This is a genomic window from Vibrio sp. 1562 (genome assembly GCF_033340155.1).
Classification (GTDB): domain Bacteria; phylum Pseudomonadota; class Gammaproteobacteria; order Enterobacterales; family Vibrionaceae; genus Vibrio; species Vibrio alginolyticus.
In genome coordinates this window covers 1-830 of the sequence record NZ_JAWOVY010000206.1, presented here as the reverse complement: position 1 = coordinate 830, position 830 = coordinate 1, and the positions used below count along the sequence as shown (strand labels likewise).

The window sequence follows — 830 nt, the reverse complement described above, 5'->3', positions numbered from 1 at the left end:
CTCTGTGGCTGCGGCGAAGTTCATACTTGATGCGCAAGCAAACCTGCAATCTCTAGGCGGTGAAAGCTTGATTGAAGCGAAAGCAGGAGAGGCGGCGTTTGTTTCTCCAGGCATCATCGATGTGACTAACATTGCTGAGTTGCCAGATGAAGAATACTTCGGACCGCTGCTGCAAGTCGTGCGCTATGAAGGTTTGGATAAAGCCGTAGAGCTGGCGAATGACACGCGCTTTGGCCTGTCGGCAGGTCTTGTATCAACAGACGATCAAGAATGGGAATACTTTGTTGACCACATTCGCGCAGGCATCGTAAACCGCAACCGTCAATTGACGGGCGCAAGTGGTGACGCACCGTTTGGTGGCCCAGGTGCATCAGGCAACCTTCGTCCAAGCGCGTACTACGCGGCGGATTACTGTGCTTACCCTATGGCATCCATGGAAGGGCAGGAGACGGAATTACCTGCGACATTGAGCCCAGGCGTGACGCTTTAAGTTTCAATAACAGGGTCACGACCATGCATCGTGGCCCAATGTGCTGACGCATCATTTAGGTTTGGGTAGTACGCGTTGGCATTACACGGCAAGTGAGCACAGACTCAAAAAGCGTGTTTGACTGACTGACATTTACCGTCACAGGTTGATGGTTGCTCGTTCATTATTCTGGACAGCTTTTGGGCTGTGAACGAGCGACCACACTCTTATCTTAATCCTACATCTCGTAACAAGGAGTCGTTATGACGCCCGATGTGTTATTTGAATCGCTATGGCAAGACTACATCCAACGTCTTTGTCCTTCTGCTGCTAAGGTGCATCAGCTTCTACAAGAAGATGA

1 protein-coding gene and 1 pseudogene are annotated in these 830 nt (G+C 50.6%); both read left to right on the top strand.

Annotated elements, in window-relative coordinates:
• On the top strand, window positions 1-490 hold a 490-nt coding region (locus R7Z49_RS24175), incomplete at its 5' end, for an aldehyde dehydrogenase family protein (protein ID WP_318112253.1).
• A 242-nt stretch (window positions 491-732) separates the two neighbouring features.
• A pseudogene (locus R7Z49_RS24170) lies at window positions 733-830 on the top strand (DUF1338 domain-containing protein); the annotation flags it as partial.